Annotated in this window: 12 protein-coding genes and 1 pseudogene; 2 read left to right on the top strand and 11 right to left on the bottom strand. The window is 62.7% G+C overall.

What is annotated here, in order from left to right:
- Nucleotides 1-405 precede the first annotated feature (405 nt).
- Both LT42_RS26455 and LT42_RS26450 read right to left on the bottom strand, forming a co-directional pair.
- Nucleotides 406-1,173: a methyl-accepting chemotaxis protein gene (locus tag LT42_RS26455; protein ID WP_420806891.1), complete on the bottom strand. Its 768-nt coding sequence runs from the start codon at nucleotides 1,171-1,173 to the stop codon at nucleotides 406-408.
- A gap of 93 nt (nucleotides 1,174-1,266) precedes the next feature.
- Nucleotides 1,267-2,349, bottom strand: a pseudogene (locus tag LT42_RS26450) (cache domain-containing protein); the annotation flags it as partial.
- 273 nt (nucleotides 2,350-2,622) lie between these two features.
- On the opposite strand from LT42_RS26450, the gene LT42_RS03680 reads away from it, so the two are divergent.
- The gene (locus tag LT42_RS03680) at nucleotides 2,623-2,862 is read left to right on the top strand and encodes a hypothetical protein (RefSeq protein WP_037010037.1); all 240 of its coding nucleotides are present in this window, start codon (nucleotides 2,623-2,625) and stop codon (nucleotides 2,860-2,862) included.
- A gap of 20 nt (nucleotides 2,863-2,882) precedes the next feature.
- Here LT42_RS03680 and LT42_RS03675 read toward each other — a convergent pair whose 3' ends face one another.
- From LT42_RS03675 to LT42_RS03640, 8 genes are all read right to left on the bottom strand, one after another.
- Nucleotides 2,883-4,037, bottom strand: a complete 1,155-nt coding sequence (locus LT42_RS03675) for a P-loop NTPase family protein (protein ID WP_037010036.1) — start codon at nucleotides 4,035-4,037, stop codon at nucleotides 2,883-2,885.
- Between the two features lie 625 nt (nucleotides 4,038-4,662).
- Nucleotides 4,663-5,499, bottom strand: coding sequence for a phosphodiesterase (locus tag LT42_RS03670; RefSeq protein ID WP_037012898.1), 837 nt, complete (start codon nucleotides 5,497-5,499; stop codon nucleotides 4,663-4,665).
- 18 nt (nucleotides 5,500-5,517) lie between these two features.
- Entirely contained in the window at nucleotides 5,518-6,549 is a 1,032-nt protein-coding gene (locus LT42_RS03665) for an ABC transporter ATP-binding protein (protein WP_037010034.1), read from the bottom strand.
- Complete coding sequence (locus tag LT42_RS03660) at nucleotides 6,546-7,340, bottom strand: ABC transporter permease (protein WP_037010032.1); 795 nt, start codon at nucleotides 7,338-7,340, stop codon at nucleotides 6,546-6,548. Before LT42_RS03660 ends, LT42_RS03665 begins: the two co-directional genes overlap by 4 nt.
- The gene (locus tag LT42_RS03655; RefSeq protein WP_052075246.1) at nucleotides 7,337-8,176 is read right to left on the bottom strand and encodes an ABC transporter permease; all 840 of its coding nucleotides are present in this window, start codon (nucleotides 8,174-8,176) and stop codon (nucleotides 7,337-7,339) included. Before LT42_RS03655 ends, LT42_RS03660 begins: the two co-directional genes overlap by 4 nt.
- Nucleotides 8,177-8,206: 30 nt before the next feature.
- Nucleotides 8,207-9,211: an ABC transporter substrate-binding protein gene (locus tag LT42_RS03650; RefSeq protein WP_037010028.1), complete on the bottom strand. Its 1,005-nt coding sequence runs from the start codon at nucleotides 9,209-9,211 to the stop codon at nucleotides 8,207-8,209.
- Nucleotides 9,198-10,226, bottom strand: coding sequence for a LacI family DNA-binding transcriptional regulator (locus tag LT42_RS03645; protein WP_037010026.1), 1,029 nt, complete (start codon nucleotides 10,224-10,226; stop codon nucleotides 9,198-9,200). The genes LT42_RS03650 and LT42_RS03645 overlap by 14 nt, the downstream gene beginning before the upstream one ends.
- A 509-nt stretch (nucleotides 10,227-10,735) precedes the next feature.
- On the bottom strand, nucleotides 10,736-13,318 hold the full coding sequence (locus tag LT42_RS03640; protein WP_052075045.1) for a M10 family metallopeptidase C-terminal domain-containing protein: 2,583 nt from the start codon (nucleotides 13,316-13,318) through the stop codon (nucleotides 10,736-10,738).
- Nucleotides 13,319-13,837: 519 nt separating this feature from the next.
- On the opposite strand from LT42_RS03640, the gene LT42_RS03635 reads away from it, so the two are divergent.
- The gene (locus LT42_RS03635; RefSeq protein ID WP_037010025.1) at nucleotides 13,838-14,326 is read left to right on the top strand and encodes a hypothetical protein; all 489 of its coding nucleotides are present in this window, start codon (nucleotides 13,838-13,840) and stop codon (nucleotides 14,324-14,326) included.
- Between the two features lie 122 nt (nucleotides 14,327-14,448).
- On the opposite strand, the gene LT42_RS03630 is transcribed toward LT42_RS03635, so the two are convergent.
- Nucleotides 14,449-14,763, bottom strand: coding sequence for an RcnB family protein (locus LT42_RS03630; RefSeq protein ID WP_052075043.1), 315 nt, complete (start codon nucleotides 14,761-14,763; stop codon nucleotides 14,449-14,451).
- Between the last annotated feature and the right edge of the window lie 123 nt (nucleotides 14,764-14,886).

Raw genomic sequence — 14,886 nt, 5'->3', positions numbered from 1 at the left:
GATTGAGCGGTCGCCCACCGTTTGGTGTAGGCCGCAAGTTGAGCGGCGGGCGTACCGTTTGATGTTCGCCGCGCATTGGTGGGGTTGCCACAGTTTGATGTATCCATACATCGATGGGTGCCACGGTCTGGGATACCCATACATTGATGGGTGCCACCGTTTTAGGCATGCCCCACATCGCGGGTTGCCACCCGTCATTGTAGGAGCGCGCTTGCCCGCGAAAGCGTCGGCGGGGACGATAGGGATGCGTCAAATTCGCCGACCAATTCGCGGGCAAGCGCGCTCCTACAGTTCGGGGGAAGCCGCAGGTTGAGCGGCGGGCCTGCAGTTTGAGGTAGGCGCATTAAGGGGCAGTCTGGATCTAATGTACGTGGCGGCCATCCCTGGCCGGCATCGTGTCCGCTGTCAGAACTTGAAGCGTCCCACCAGGCCGTTGAGCTGACCGGAGATGTCGGTCAGGCGACCCGAGCCTGCCTGCGCGGTGTGGGCGAATTCTTCGACCAGCTGGGCGTCGGTGTGGATCTGCGAGATGTGGCGGTTGATCTCTTCGGCCACTTGATGCTGCTCTTCAGCGGCCGTCGCGATCTGGGTGTTCTGATCGCGAATCGAATCCACCGACGAGCGAATCTTGTCGAAGCTGTCGCGCGCCTGCTGGATGCACTCAACACTGCTGTGGGACACCTCAAGACTGCCGCGCATCTGCACTGTCACTTCTTGCGTGCGCCTGGCCAGGTTACCCAGCAGGCTGTCGATTTCCCCGGTGGAGTCGGCAGTGCGGCGTGCCAGCGCGCGAACCTCGTCGGCCACCACCGCAAAGCCCCGACCCTGATCCCCGGCGCGGGCCGCTTCGATCGCGGCGTTTAGCGCCAGCAGGTTGGTCTGCTCGGCGATCGAGCGGATGGTGTCCAGAATGCCGTTGATGTTCTTGCTGTCCTGCTCAAGCAACTGCATGGTTTCGGTTGACTGTTGCAGCTCCTTGCTCAGTTTCAGCACGCTGCCGTTGGCCTCGCTGATGTGTTGCTGACCGGCATGCACGTCGCGATAACCCGCATCGGCACTGGACGCCGCGTTGCTGCACGAGCGCGCCACTTCGTTGGCCGTGGCGACCATCTCGTTGAACGCGGTACTGACCAGTTCGACCGCCTCGCGCTGACGCCCGGCGGCCTCGTCCATGTTGCGCGCCACTTCACTGGTGTCTGCGGCTGCACGCTGCAAATCCGAAGACGCCCCGCCGATGCGCTGCATCAATTGCGCGATCATGCCCAGGAACTGGTTGAACCAGCCGGCCAGGGTCGCGGTTTCATCGTTGCCACGCACCTTGAGCTGGCGCGTCAGGTCGCCCTCGCCTTCGGCGATTTCCTGCAAGCCATCGGCCACGCCGCTGATAGGCCGGACAATGACGCCGGCAAAAGTGGCGCCGACGATGGCAAAAATGATCGCCAGCACAGCGGCGATTCCAGCGATCAGCCACGTCAGGCTGGACGCCTGCGCCATCACTTCGTCACGCTCGATCAGGCCGATGAAGCGCCAGCCCAGCCCTTTGGAGGTGATGACATTGGCCATGTAGACCTTGCCGTCGATCTCGATCTGCGTCGAGCCATCCCCGCCCTTGGCGAGTGCGGCGTAATTAGTACCTAAATCGGCCAGCGGCTTGAAGTTGTGTTTGGCATCGCTGGGGTCAACCAGCACGTTGCCATTGGCCTCCACCAGCATCAGGTAACCGCTGTGGCCCAGCTTGATGTTCTTTACCAGCTCGGTGAGCTGCTTGAGCGATACGTCCAGGCCCACCACTCCGACCACGGCGCCACTGGCATCGGCAACGGTATGCACGGTGCCGATCAACGACACGTCATCCGGCGCCCAGTAATAAGCGCCGGTGCGTACGGTAGTGCCCGGTGCGGCAATGGCGGCTTTGTACCAGGGACGCTGACGCGGATCGTAGTTGCTGATTTTCGGGTCATCCGGCCAGCTCGCATAGCCGCCGTCGCTCAGGCCGACCGACAGGTACGCGGTGGTCGGGTGGGTTTTGGCGAAACCGTCGAAAATCTCGAGCATGCGGACGTTACTGTCGGTCAGGGGAGTCTTCGCGGCGTCGGCGCTGGTGTAATTTTTCAGGTCCTTGACTGCGACGATTCGAGGATCACGGGCCAGGTAGTCGACGTTCTGACTGATGGCGTCGAAGAACTGCGTCATGCCGTTATTGATCTGGCGGATTTCACGACCGCTGCTGTCAACGAAGTTGGCTTCTGCAGCATCGCGCGCGTTAAACACCACCAGCCCCGCTACCACCAGCACCGGAACGCACGCGATGGCCGCGAACCCCCACGTCAGCTTCTGTTTGATGTTCATGAGACCTTCCGCATAGGTTGTAAGAGTTGTGGGCAGAATGGATGACGACGCGTGGTGTTCTAGTTGTGAAAGCGTCCACGGTGACCTGAGTTTTATCGGCCGATGGCGCGCGAACCTGAGGCGATAATCTTCGCGAAAGGCAATGGATACGGGGCTTTGCCGACTGCCGGCGCGTTACCAGCGGTCTAGAGGGTCGCGACACCGTCCAGTTGTTGGCACACTGTGGGGCATCCCTCTCAGGTGCAACGCGCCTAACCCTTCTCCGGACGTCACATGACACCCAACGCAGAACGCTATAACCCTTCGACCGAATATGCCGACAAGCTGATTTCGCAGATAGGACAAACACCGTCGTGGATCGCCAAGCGGATCGGTGTGACGGACAAGCGCATCCGCTACATTCTGGATGGCGAACGGACCGTCAAGGGAGAAACCACGCCCATCCAGATGACCTACACAGAGCAGTTCGCCCTTGAATGCCTGGTCGCAGAGGCCAAGGCCCTGAAGCGATAAGGATCCGGGCTGCTGCGAGGTTACAAGCCCTCAAGCAGCCCGTCGGCACGCAGCAAATCGACGATCACGTGCTCGTCCACCGCATAAACCCCCCGAGACGCCTTCCACACCAGATTCTTTTCCTGCAGGGCGATCAGCGCCTGTTGCACGCCTGGCACCTCCACTTTGATGGCAGTTTGCGCAATGCCTGCCTGCTTCATTGCTGCGGCGTACAAGTCCATGGTCGGTGCCTCGAACGGGGCGTAGCTGTCGCCCATGCTGCCCATGACGCGGATCACGGCAGACTGGATCGGCGTGAGGCTGTGGAGCACCTTCTTCAGATTCGCATTGAGTTCATCCGCCTGGGCGCGAACCAGCTCGGCGAACCGCTCACGGACGTTTTCAGGGTCGATAAAGAAGTCAAAGCGGATGGCATCAGCCGCGGCACCGAGCATTTCGGGGCGGTAGCCGCTCTCTTTGAACAGCTCGAACACCTCAGCCGGATCCAGCGGGGATGGCAGATCAATATGCTCGCACAGCCAGTCGATGTAGTTTCGATCCAGGGTCGGGAACGGCACCATTGAAGCACCAAAGAACGCCTGGTCCTTGCTGTTGCGCAGCATGGCCATCTTGTCCCGGTTCGAGCCGGTGCAGACGACACGAAGGCCATGGTGCCGTGAGCTGTTGAGCTCGTCCCTCGCCGCCTTGAGCGCGAACAGCGCCGCCACGCCTGCCTCGGTGGTGATCGCATGCTGCGCTTCGTCGATCATCAGCACGATAAGCTTCTGCGATTCGTCGGAGAGGGCCACCAGCGCGGTGGTGAGGTCGATGTCTTTGCCCAGACCGATTTTATCCAGGCTGAAATTGAGGCCGCCCACGGCAACTTTCTCTATTCCCGACGCCTTGGCCAGCCGCGTAATGAAACCATCGTTGCGTCCCACCGCTTCGCGGATGGCTTCGACGATGACAAGGCCCGGGTCTTTGGTCAGGTCTTGCCAGAGGTCGGCGTACAGCACGATCGCCCCTGCTTTCTCCAGTGCCGGACGCAGGTCTTCACGCGCAAATGTGGACTTGCCCGTGCGCCGTGGCGCTGCCAGGAAGACGCCGGAGCTGGCCGAACTGCCCACAGCGACCTGCATGATCAGTTTGGCGAGTCGGGCAGCCAACTCGGGGCGGTGGTAGACGACTTCGTTCATGAGTAAACCTCGACACGGCTTTATAGCGGATTATAGAGCGACTATAGACCGATTATAGGCAGAGCGAGATTGTGATTTATAGCGAATTATAGAGCGACTATAGACCGATTATAGATTGGCCTTCATGCAACCTCGCGTTGCCCGCCAGGGCGTGCGTCTTAAACAAACCCCAGGGGTCACCGCCGGATTTGCGGCTGCTCCCGGCTTGTAGGAGCGCGCTTGCCCCCGAACTGGCCGGCGAATTTGACGGATTTTTATCGCCAGCACCGGCGCCTTCGCGGGCAAGCGCGCTCCTACAGTCATCATCGGCCTGTGCCTCTGCGGTGTAGAGACGGTTGATGAGCGCCCGCTTGGCCGCGAACTGGCCGTCGAATTTGACGGATCTATCGCCAGCATCGACGCCTTCGCGAGCAAGCTCACTCCCACAGTTATCAACGTCCGATGCCTCTGCGGCGTAGCGATGGTTGATGAGCGCGCTTGCCCGCGAACGGCCGTCGAATTTGACGGATCTATCGCCAGCATCGACGCCTTCGCGGGCAGGCGCGCTCCTGCAATTTTCCGTTGCCTATCGTTGCGCCACGGCGAAACGCAGTTAAACGCCGGTCTAGCACCCGCCGCACGGGCTCTAATCGATCAACCCCTGGGCGTCATAAAACGGATACGGCCCCGGGTAATCGCCGAACACGCCGTTATGGCTCACCAGCCCCTGGCCGGGCTCCCAGCGATGCAGCAAATACCCAGGCGGTTCAAGATTGAAATGCGCGGGTGCGTCTGGGCGCAGATCGAGCACGATCTGGTGCGAGGTGCCTGGGCAGGTGCAACTGATGCTCCCGCCGAAACGTTGCTGCATGGGTCGATGCAGATGCCCGCAGAGCAGACGCTCCACTTGCGGATGGCGCCTGATGACCTGTTCCAGGGCTGCGCCGTTGATAAAGGCTTCGCGGTCCATGTGACCGATCCCGGTCACGAACGGCGGATGGTGCATGACCACCAGCGTCGGCACCTCGGGCCGGCGGCCCAGCACGTCGTCCAGCCAGACCATCTGGCTGTCCAGCACCCGGCCGCCATGAGCCCCCGGGATCGTCGTATCCAGACCGATCAGGCGTAGCGGGTGCTCTTCCACCACCCAGTCCAGTGGCGCTTCAGGGCAGAGCGGCAAATACACGTGATCGGCGAACTCGGCCAGCAGGTGCTCGCGCACGTCGTGGTTTCCGGGCACCAGGTAGTACGGCATGCTCAAGCGCGCCAGTTCTGGATGCAAAACCGCGTACTCGTCCGGCCGGCCGAAGTCCACCAGGTCACCGCTGATGACCACGATATCCGGGCGCAGCTGGCTGGCGTTCAAATGATCGACCGCGCGGCGCAGCGCACCGAGGGTGTCAACCACGCCGTAGGTCAGCTTGTTGCCGGCTTTGAGGTGCAGATCGCTGATCTGCGCAATGAGAAACGGAAGACTCGACATGAACTCGCTCGGCAATACTTAGGGATGCAGGGTAAACAGCGCCTGTGGCGCAACGGACAGGGCAATCAAATCGCCCGGGGTGTGGACGGTGCTGTCGGGGCTGTCCACCAGCAGCGGTTGCGTGGCGCCGACCTCAATCAACAGTCGACTTTGCGCGCCCTGAAAGAACTGCCCCAACAGACGCCCGCGCACATGCCCCGCGCCGCTCACCACCCGCAGATGTTCGGGCCGGCAGTACACCGTCGCCGGCTCATCGACCTGCGACCACGGCAGCTCGCCCCCGTTGACAGTCAGCCCGCCGGCCGTTCGGCCAGACACCGTAAACGCATTCAGATTGCCGACGAAGCCCGCCACAAACGCGTTGGCGGGCCGCTGATAAATCTCGCGCGGAGTGCCGAGCTGGGCGATGCGCCCCTCCTGCATCACCAGAATCCGGTCGCCCAGGGCCATGGCTTCGCCCTGATCGTGGGTAACGAACACCGAGGTGATGCCCAGCCCGCGCAGCAGTTGATCCAACTCACTGCGCAGGCGCTCGCGCAACTGCGCATCCAGCGCTGCCAGAGGTTCGTCGAGCAGCAAGACCTTGGGCCTTGGCGCAAGGGCACGGGCCAGGGCCACTCGCTGCCGCTGCCCACCCGAGAGTTCATGGATGCCGCGTTTGGCGTGTTCCTGCAGGCCGACCAGTTCCAGCAGCTCGGCGCAACGCCGGGAGCGCTCGGCCACCGGCATGCCTCGCACTTTCAAGCCGTAAACGACGTTGCCCTCCACACTGAGGTTGGGGAACAGCGCGTAGTTCTGGAACACCATGCCGACATCGCGGCGCTCGATGGGCAGACGGGTGACGTCCTGATCGCCGAACCACACCTGACCGACGTCGGGCTGCTCCAGCCCGGCAATCATCCGCAGCGTGGTGGTTTTGCCGCAGCCGGACGGGCCGAGGATGGCCAGGGTCTCCCCCGCTTCAATGGTCAGATTGAGGTCGTGAACAGCGACGGTGCCATCGGCAAAAGCCTTGCGGCAACCGATCAGGCGCAGCGTGGTTCCAGTCATCTTTGTGCTCCACGGGACAGGCGTGCGCTGATGGCCTGCAACGCCACCAGCAGCGGCACGATCATCAACAGAAATATGAGGGTGTAGGCGCTGGCGACTTCCAGCCGTGCCGAGGCGTAACTGTCGGCCAGGCCCACCGGCAGGGTTTTGGTCATTGGCGTGTGCAGCATCCAGGTCAGGTTGAATTCGCCCAGCGAGAGCGTCACCACCATCAGTACACCGGCAAGAATGCCGGCCCGACAGTTGGGCACCACGATGCCGAAAAACCGTCGCAGGGGGCCGGCGCCGAGGCTGGCGGCGGCTTCTTCCAGCACGGGAAGGTGCTGGCGCTGCATCACTGCCATCACCGGCCGCACCAGAAACGGCAGCGTGAACAGCGCGTGGCCCACCAGAATGAACAGCCAGCTGCTGCGAAAGCTGCCGAACTGGCCGTAGGTCAGCAACAGGGCCAGCGCACTGGCCAGGCCCGGCATGGCCACCGGCAAGACCATCAACTCTTCGAAGGCACGGCTGAAGCGGTTGTTCATTCGCACCAACGCATAGGCCGCAGGCACGCCGATCACGCAGACGCACACGGCGCAGGCCGCGGCCAGTTGCAGAGACAGCCACACGGTCGGCGCATACGCCTCCCACACCTGCACGATCCAGTCGAAGGTCAGTCCGCTGGACAGGCCTTGAAAGTAATTGCGGGTCAACCCGGCGAGCAGTGACATCACCACCGGCACCAGCATGAACGCGCAGACCAGCAGCGTGAACATCAATTGCGCGCCGAACAACCAGGGACGCTTCACAGGACCGTCCCCGACTGTCTGACCATGCGCCGTGCGAGCAGCAGCACGGCCCACGTCAGCGCACCGAGCACCACTGACAACGCAGCAGCGACGGTGAAATTGGCGTAGTTGGTGAACACGTTATAGATCGCCACCGGCGTGACGTTCAGCTGCGTGCCGAGGGTGAATGCGGTGCCGAAGGCGCCCATGGACGTGGCGAAGCAAATCGCGCCGCAAGACACCAGCGCTGGCGCGAGCCCGGGAATGATCACGTCGTTTACCACTCGCCATGGGCTCGCACCCAAAGATTGAGCGGCTTCTTCAAGGCTTCGGTCGAGGCTTTCGCACGCCGCCATCACGGTCAGAATGACCCGCGGAATCGAGAAATACAGATAGCCCAGAAACAGCCCCGCCAGCGAGTAAGCAAACACCCAGCGTTCCCCCGCCAGTTTGAGGCCGAGCATGGCGGACAGGCCTTGGCGCCCGGCCAGCAGAATCACCAGAAATCCGACAACCACGCCGGGGAATGCCAGCGGGAAGGTCAGCAGTGCCACCAGCGTCGAGCGACCGAAAAAACGCTGGCGCGCCAGGAACACGCCGGTGATGCCACCCACCAGCAAGGCAGCCATTGTCACGACGGCGGCGAGCAGACAGGTTTGCGCCAGGCTGCCCAGGTACTGAGCACTGCCCAGTACCTGCCAATAGCCGCTGCCGGCGGCATCGCGTGCCTGCCCGCCGAGCACGATCAAGTGCGCCAGCGGCAGCAACCAAAACGCGGCCAGCACCGCCGCTGCGGGTGCCAGGGCCCATGCCGCGGTCGGGCGCAACCGCCAGCGCGGCGCTCTACTTCCTTCCAGCCCACGGGCTGGCCATACACGGGTGCTCACTTACTTGACCTCGCTCAGGTAACGCGCGGCAAAGGCTTCCTGCACATCGGCCATGTGCTGATAATCCACCACGCCAGCCCGGGCGTAATCGCTGTCCGGCAAAAACTGCGCAGCCACATCGGCGGGCATCTGCATGGCGCGTACCGGACGCAGATACGCCTTGGCCCACAGCGCCTGGCCCTGCTCGGAAAGCACGAAATCCAGGACTTTCTCGGCGTTGGCCGGATGCGGCGCGTTGGCGACCAGGCTCATCACGTAAGGGACGCTGATGCTGCCCTCTTTCGGGATGACGAACGCGACGTTGGCCTTGTCCTTGTAGCGGGCGCGGTAGGCGTTGAAGTCGTAGTCCACCAGAATCGGCAGCTCGCCGGACAGTACTCGGGCGTAAGCGGTTTGCTTGGGCACGATGGGCGCATTTTTCGCCAGCTTCTGGAAGTAGTCGATGGCCGGTGCGAAGTTATCCAGCGTGCCGCCCATGGCCTGATTGATCGCCACGGCCGAGACGTAGCCGACGAAGGCGCTGGAGGGATCGAGGTAGCCGACCATGCCTTTGTATTCCGGCTTGAGCAGGTCCGCCCAGCTCTGCGGAACCGGCAACCCGCCCAGGGCATCGACGTTGACCATGATGCCCAGGGTTCCGGAATGAATGGCGAACCAGTGACCGTCCGGGTCCTTGAGCCCTGCCGGAATCTGTTCCCAGCCTTTGGGTTTGTAGGTGCCGACCACGCCGGCTTTCTGCGCCTGCAGCCCGAACGTCACGCCGTAATACACCACGTCGGCCACCGGCGCGGCTTTCTCGGCCACCAGTTGCGCCAGCGCCTGACCGGAGTTCTTGTTGTCCAGCGGCACCTGCACGCCGGTTTGGTCGGCGATGGCCTTGAGCTGGGTGCCCCAGTCCGCCCATTCCGGCGGGCAGTTGTAGCAGATCGCGCGGTCGGCGGCCTGGGCGAGGCTGGCAACGCCGCACAGCAGCAGTGCCGCCAGGGTTTTACTAAAGCGGATCATGGAGCGTCTCCTCGTAGGGCTGATTGTAGGGCTGAGTACTTTCGCCCGGCCGGATGTGGCACGGCAGGCAGTGGGATGTCGGGGCGCCGCCGGCAATCTGAGCCAGCAGTTGATCGATGACCGTGGTCGCCAGCGCGGCAATCGGCTGGACCACGCTGCACAGCGCCGGGTGCATCTGCGCGCCGATGGCGATGCCGTCGAAGCCGATGATCGACAGCCGCTGTGGCACAGGCCAGCCGTGGCGGCGCAGTTCGGCGATCAGGCTGATGGCGAGCAAGTCGTTGGAACACACCAGGGCGCTGGGCGCATCTACACCGTTCAACCACGGCGCGAGTGCCGAGAATTCAGCCTGGGTGTGGCTGGGCATTTCGATAATCGGCATGGCGGGCAGTTGTTGTTCGCCCATGGCATCGCAATAACCGGCGTAGCGCTGGCGCGCCCGGTCGGACTGCAAGGTCGGGCCGGCGACCATGCCGATGCGGCGGTGCCCGGCATCGAGCAGGTAGCGCGTGGCGAGTGCCATGCCGGCGCGATTGTCCACCGACACCGCGCTGTACTCGGTGCTGTCGGGCTGGTGATAGGCGAGCACGAATGGGGTGTCTTCCGTGCCGAGGTCTTGCAGCACGCGATTGCTCTGGGCGTCGGTCACGGTGAGGACGAGGCCGTCTACGCGCTGACGCAGCAACTCCTCCACCACGGCGCTTTCGCGCTCGGCGCTGTAATCGGTGGTGGCCAGCAGCAGGCTGTAACCGCGTAACCGTGCGGCGCGCTCCATGGCCTGAAGCTGTTCGGCGAACACAGGGTTAAGAAGGCTGGGCACGACCACGCCAATCAACTGCGTGGTTTGCAGTCGCAGCTGGCGGCCCAGCAGGTTGGGGCGGAAACCGAGCTCCCGGGCAGCAGCAAATACCTGGTCGCGGGTGCCGGGACGTACCACTTCAGGGGAGGAAAAACAGCGCGCGGCGGTGGCTCTTGATACACCGGCCACCCGCGCGACTTCTTTCAGGTCACTCATGTTCACTCGCTTGAGATCGATCTCATTGGCGAGGACATTACGGAGTCAATATGGCATTTGAACGGCGGGGGTGTGACAGATTGAAGACGGGTTGGCGAGGGTCGTGGCGACTGGCAGGAATGGATTCAGCCGGGAAAGGGTCTTGCGACACCCCGAGCAATGGAAATGGTCACACCGGCCTCTTCCCGGCTGAAGCCGGTCCCACTGGGTAGCGTTCGCCTTGAGAGCGCCGTCAATGTGGGACTGGCTTTAGCTGGGAAAGCGTCATGAGACACACCGAGCGATTGAGGAGATCACACCGGCCCCTTCCCGGCCGAAGCCGGCCCCCCTGGCTAGCGTTCGCTTTGAGAGCGCCGTCAATGTGGGACTGGCTTTAGCCGGGAAGGCGTCATAAGACACACCGAGCGATTGAGGTGATCACACCGGCCCCTTCCCGGCTGAAGCCGGTCCCACTGAATAGCGTGCGCGTTGGGAGCGCTATCGATGCGGGGCCGGCTTGGAGCTTGAGATCAGGCGTGGGTGATGACCGCAGGGTCCGTCGCTGTGGCCACACCCACCACCGTGATTTCACCTGCGCCTGCGCCAGCGCTGAACACGAACGCATCGGCATTCAAGGTGTGGCTGTAATCGCCGGCCAGGGTGACCTGGAACTTGTGCCCGGCGCTGTCGGCATCGTCGCTGCGCACGTAAGTGCGGTCGCTGCCGGCGTTGTAGCTGACTTTCAAGGTGCCGTCGTGACCGTCGCCCAGCCCGGTGAAGCCGAGGGCCGAGACGTCCAGTGTGTCGTGACCGGTAGTGAAGTCAGTGATCAGATCTGCGGCACCGACGTAGCTGTCGCTGATCTGATCGAAACGGAAAGTGTCTGCACCCGAGCCGCCGGTCAGACGGTCACTGCCGCCGCCGCCCACCAGCAGGTCATCACCGACACCGCCGCCCAGCACATCGTTCCCGGCCAGGCCGTACAGCGAGTCGTTGCCCCAGTTGCCATACAGCGTATCGACGCCTGCGGTGCCGGTTGCGTTCACCGATGTCAGCGGCTGCGACGAATCGGTGCGTGCATCGTCGGGGTTGGCGAACAGCACGTTGGTCGCGGTCAAGTCATACAGGTGATTGCCGTTGAGCAGGATTTCGAAGCGGTTGCCGTCGGCGTCCGGCTCCAGCGACTTGAGCGCCGTTTGATCGCCCGCCAGGTTCAGCACCACCTTGAGCGTGCCGTCATAGCCGTTGCCCAGGCCCTTGAAGTTCAGCGCGGTCAGGTCCAGACGGTCATGGCCGTTGCTGTTGAAATCCATGATCAGGTCGCGTTGCGCGTAGCTGCCGCTGGCGTCGTTGCGCAGGCTGTCGCTGACGCTGGTGTAGACAAAGGTGTCGGCGCCAGCCCCGCCGATCAGCGTATCGCCGCCGCTGCCGCCCAGCAGCCGGTCCGCGCCGCCGTCACCGGACAGCGTGTCGCGCCCTGCACCGCCCATCAACACGTCATCGGCCAGGGTGCCCAGCAGCTTGTCGTCGCTGGCGGTGCCCGTGATGGCCGAGAAAAAGTTGTCGGCACCCAGGGTGCTCAGGTGATTGCCGTCGAGTGCCAATTGAAAGCGATTGCCACTGGCATCAGCGTCCAGACTCGACAGGTAGGTGGTGTCGCTCGCGGCGTTATACGTCGCCTTAAGGGTGCCATTATGGCCATTGCCCAGACCGGACAGCCCGAGCAGAGTGAGGTCGAGACGGTCAGTGGCGTCGTTGAAATCAGTGATACGGTCACTGTAGGAGGTGGTTGCCGTGCGATAGCTGTCGGTCACGGAGGTGAAACGGAACACATCGCTGCCCGTGCCGCCGCTAAGCCGGTCGGCCCCTGCTCCGCCGTTAATCACGTCGTTGCCTGCGCCACCATCGATGCGGTCACGGCCGGCGCCGCCGCTGATCAGTTCATCCGAGCGGCTGCCAAACAGCGTGTCGGCGGCGGCACTGCCGCGCACGATCAGCACATCGCTGTTGTTGTACACCTGACTCTCGCTGCCAGCCGCACTGATGTCGCCGGCGGGCGTGCCGTTGATCACGTTGCCAAAGATCACGCTGCCTTCCACGCCTGCGACTTCCGACGGCACCTCGGCCACGCCCCACGTCGAACCGTCACCGCCGGTGATCAGGTTGTCGTACACGAAGTTTTGCGAACCGGGTTCGCCGCCCAGGGTGCGGATCGCCACTTCCGGAACGTCGCTGCTCTGCGCGTTGGTATGGATGACGTTATCGGAGACCTCGATGTGGGTCGTGCCTTGCAGGTTTACCCCCGAGCCGCCGTTGTCGTGGATATCGAGGCGGTAAACGCCGCCGTACTCGATACCGCGCATGTGCACGCCATCCCCGCCATTGCCGTGTACGTCGCCGCCGATAACGGTGAAAAAGCCGGTGTCCACGCCGCTTTGTTCATGAACATAGATACCGTCGCCAGCGTTGCCGGACACCAGGTTATCGGTCAATGACATCGGCATGCCGCCGAGCCCGACGTTGATGCCGTGGCCGCCGTTGTCCACCGCGCGGTTGTCCTGAAAGGTCAAGGCCGACAACGCGCCACCCAGCACAAAGCCATCCGAGCCATTGTCGGTTGCCGTGCTGTTGCGCACCACCAGCCCGGTGGCCGCGCCGCTCAGGTCGAAACCGCTGCCGCTGAAGTGGGTCGCGGTCACGCCGTCGATCAACAGATGAGAAACGCTGCCACCCGACTGTGACCAACCGCTGACCTCGCCGCTCGAACCGGAGGCATTGCCTTCCAGCGACAGGTTGCTGACGGCAGCGTCCCGCACCGTGCTGCCCGCCAGCACACCCAAAAGGGCTGTCGTGGAGGCCCCCGGACCTTCGCCAAGTGTGAGCACACTGTTCGCTGCGCCGTCGCCCGTCAGGGTCACATTGCTCTTCAACGACAGCGCGTTGCCCGAACCATCGGCGTCCGACACCCGCCAGGTTCCGGCCGGGATATACACCTTGCCCCCACCCGCAGCGCTGGCGGCGCCGATGGCCTTCTGGATGGCCACGGTGTCGTCCGTGACAGCGTCGCCCTTGGCGCCATAGGTACGGATATCAAAAGTGGGGATGGTGCTCATGCGCTGCTCCTGCCTGGAAAAATACTGACGACCTGTGAACCTGTTGCCGTAACCGGTTCGGCGAACAGCTTGGACCGACAGAGTTCATGATTGTTAGAGACGTGGAGCGGGCTTTCGTCGGATCGGCTTCAGCATCAACCAAGCCTGTCCTCGCGGGCCTTTGCACGCGGGAGCGTTGCGATAATGGGTATTTCCTCGCGCGACGACTGTTTAAGGTAAAAGCGGCAGGAAACGAACATTTCGTCATTAAAAAACCAGGGTCGGGGAACTTTTTTGCAGCGGATACATTTGCGCTGAGGCGAGGTGTCGAAATCCGTGCTAAAAGCCTTACCGCCTCGGTGAAGTTTCCGCATGATCGGCACAAAAACATGGATTTATGGCGTTGCCAGTCGAGCGGGAACACGGAAACCGGGGCGCGAGCTGATCGGCAGACAGGAATGCAGTGACAGGTCTTGTGCGCAGCGCAGCCAGACACCGTCACTCCCTCTGCCAAACCGTCTATTGACCAGGAAGGCTGCCTTGATACTTCGTCCCATTTGCGGCGCCGTTGCGCTGTTGTTGTCTCTCAACTGCGCGGCGGAACTGCGCGTCAAATCCCCCGTTCAGATCTGCCGGCTGCTGGCTGATACGCAACTGCGTGCCGGGGACTGGCGCCAGGACGACACGGGCAGTCAGGGCTGTTCAAGCGGCACTCGACCGGTTTCAGCCGACGTGCCCGCCGGCAGTCAGATCGGGTATGCCGCAGAGGGGGCGGATGACATTCCCACCCGAGTCACACTGACACTTGGCGGCATCTCCAAAGCGGATGACGACCTTGCCAAGCGGGAGTTGGTGAGAGCCTCCAAGCGACTGGCCGTGCGAGTACTGGGCTTGTCGATGCCGCACAGTGCTGAAGAATCGATCATGAAAGGCGCCCCAGCCAAGCTTGAGTTCGGCAGCGGCACCCTCACCATCATTCGTACCGCAAAGGCCGAGGGTCGTTACGAGATGAAAGTCGTGATGCAGTGATTGCCCAAGCGGATCTGGCCACGTTTTGAGCAGTGGGCCGGTCAGCCCGACAGCCGTGACCGGCTGATCACCGCCCCGGTGCTCGGCCGGCGCGCTCAACGAGTGCCTGAGGCAACCCGCTTTTATTTATGGGCTTTGGCTTTAGGGACCATTTTCCTGATGGTGCCGGTCGGGATGTCGATCAAAGCGTACTGATCATGGATCTCAACCCACTGTTTGTCGTCGCCCGGCTCGCTCAGGTGACGGGCGCGCCAATCCTTGAGTGCCAGATCCGGCCGTTGATACTGATCAGGCGCGTTGTCGCCTTCCTTGAGTTCCTTGACGCCGTACCCCGGGCGATCCAGTTTCACACTGGGCTCTTCGGCAGCGTGGGCAAAACTGCCCACGGCGCAAAGGGCGGTGAACATCAAATGAGGGAGGTATTTTTTTGCGAGCATGATCAGGTCCTTTGGCAAAAATGTGCAGCGGGCGGCGTTTTGATTAACGGTGCACCCGTCTTCCTCTGACCGTGGCCGTTTAGAGGGAGTTCGATCCAATCACGCCCCGTCACGAAGCCCGTC

It is taken from the genome of Pseudomonas lutea (genome assembly GCF_000759445.1).
Lineage (GTDB): Bacteria > Pseudomonadota > Gammaproteobacteria > Pseudomonadales > Pseudomonadaceae > Aquipseudomonas > Aquipseudomonas lutea.
The sequence above is the reverse complement of the archived record's forward strand: the minus strand, read 5'-3'. Positions and strand labels throughout refer to the sequence as shown.

Excerpts from the sequence above, each read along its gene's own strand:
- LT42_RS26455 (WP_420806891.1), bottom strand. The coding sequence starts at position 1,173 with ATGGACGAGGCCGCCGGGCGTCAGCGCGAGGCGGTCGAACTGGTCAGT.
- LT42_RS03630 (WP_052075043.1), bottom strand. The coding sequence starts at position 14,763 with ATGCTCGCAAAAAAATACCTCCCTCATTTGATGTTCACCGCCCTTTGC.
- LT42_RS03665 (WP_037010034.1), bottom strand. The coding sequence starts at position 6,549 with ATGACTGGAACCACGCTGCGCCTGATCGGTTGCCGCAAGGCTTTTGCC.
- LT42_RS03645 (WP_037010026.1), bottom strand. The coding sequence starts at position 10,226 with ATGAGTGACCTGAAAGAAGTCGCGCGGGTGGCCGGTGTATCAAGAGCC.
- LT42_RS03680 (WP_037010037.1), top strand. The coding sequence starts at position 2,623 with ATGACACCCAACGCAGAACGCTATAACCCTTCGACCGAATATGCCGAC.
- LT42_RS03670 (WP_037012898.1), bottom strand. The coding sequence starts at position 5,499 with ATGTCGAGTCTTCCGTTTCTCATTGCGCAGATCAGCGATCTGCACCTC.
- LT42_RS03650 (WP_037010028.1), bottom strand. The coding sequence starts at position 9,211 with ATGATCCGCTTTAGTAAAACCCTGGCGGCACTGCTGCTGTGCGGCGTT.
- LT42_RS03675 (WP_037010036.1), bottom strand. The coding sequence starts at position 4,037 with ATGAACGAAGTCGTCTACCACCGCCCCGAGTTGGCTGCCCGACTCGCC.
- LT42_RS03640 (WP_052075045.1), bottom strand. The coding sequence starts at position 13,318 with ATGAGCACCATCCCCACTTTTGATATCCGTACCTATGGCGCCAAGGGC.